Consider the following 989-nt stretch of genomic DNA (forward strand, 5'->3'; position numbering starts at 1 on the left):
CCCCGGCCGCGACGCCGACGCCGCGCGCCACCCCGACGCCCCGGCCGATCCCGCGCGCGACCCCCACGCCGACGCCCAGCCCGACCCCGGTCGAGACGCCCGCCCCGGCCCCCTCGCCCGAGCCCCCCGCCACGCGCCTGCCCGACCGCGAGGCCCAGCCGGTCGGCGGGACCGAGCCGGGCGTCGACGGCGTGACCATCGCCAACGAACAGGCCCCCGCCATCGCCGCGCCGGGCACCGCCTCGCCCGAGCAGCAGAATGACGCGGATCGTGGGCTACCCTTCTGGCCGCTGCTGATCGGCACGGGCCTGGCGGCGCTGGCCATCGGCATCTGGCTGGGTCGTCGCAGCCGCAAGGTTCCGGCGCTCCCCGCCCCGACGTCGCGCGCCGCCGCCGAGCCGGTCGCGCCGCCGCGCAACGCAACACCAGTGCCCGACGCGACGCCGCGCGCGGAACCGACGCCGCCCCAGCCCGCCGCCCCGTCCCTGCCCCCCGAGCCCAGCTTCCTGGCGGTCGAGGCACGGCCGGTCCGCGTCGGCCTCAACATGCTGTCGGCCACGATCGAAGCCGAAGTGACGGTCCATAATAGCGGTGCGACGCCGATCGGCCGGGTCGCGGTCGACCTGCGGCTGCTCAGCGCCCATAGCGGGCTCGACGCCCAGTTGATCGAGCTGGCGCACCAGCCGCAGGGTCGCCCGATCGTTCCGCCCTTCGCGCTGGCACCGGGTGAAAGCCGTACCGTGCGCGGCGTCACCGCCCTGCCGCGTGAGGCGATCCATGTGATCGACGCGGCGGGCCGCCCCATGTTCGTGCCGATCCTCGCCGCCGCCGCGCATACCGACTGGGGCGTGTCCCGCTGCGCCTATGCGGTCGGGCTGGAGCGGACGGATTCCAGCAAGCTGTCGCCGATCTGGCTCGACCAGCCGGGGCGGATGTACGATCAGGTCGCCGCGCGTCCGCATGTGATGCGGGGGTGAGGTCGGGGGGTC

General features: G+C 76.0%; 1 protein-coding gene. It reads left to right on the forward strand.

The features are described 5' to 3' along the window. A partial coding sequence (locus SP5_RS19540) for a hypothetical protein (protein ID WP_052811551.1) occupies positions 1 to 977 on the forward strand: 977 nt, incomplete at its 5' end. Between the last annotated feature and the right edge of the window lie 12 nt (positions 978 to 989).

Origin of the sequence: Sphingomonas parapaucimobilis NBRC 15100 (assembly GCF_000787715.1) — a bacterium.
In the GTDB taxonomy this organism is placed as follows: domain Bacteria; phylum Pseudomonadota; class Alphaproteobacteria; order Sphingomonadales; family Sphingomonadaceae; genus Sphingomonas; species Sphingomonas parapaucimobilis.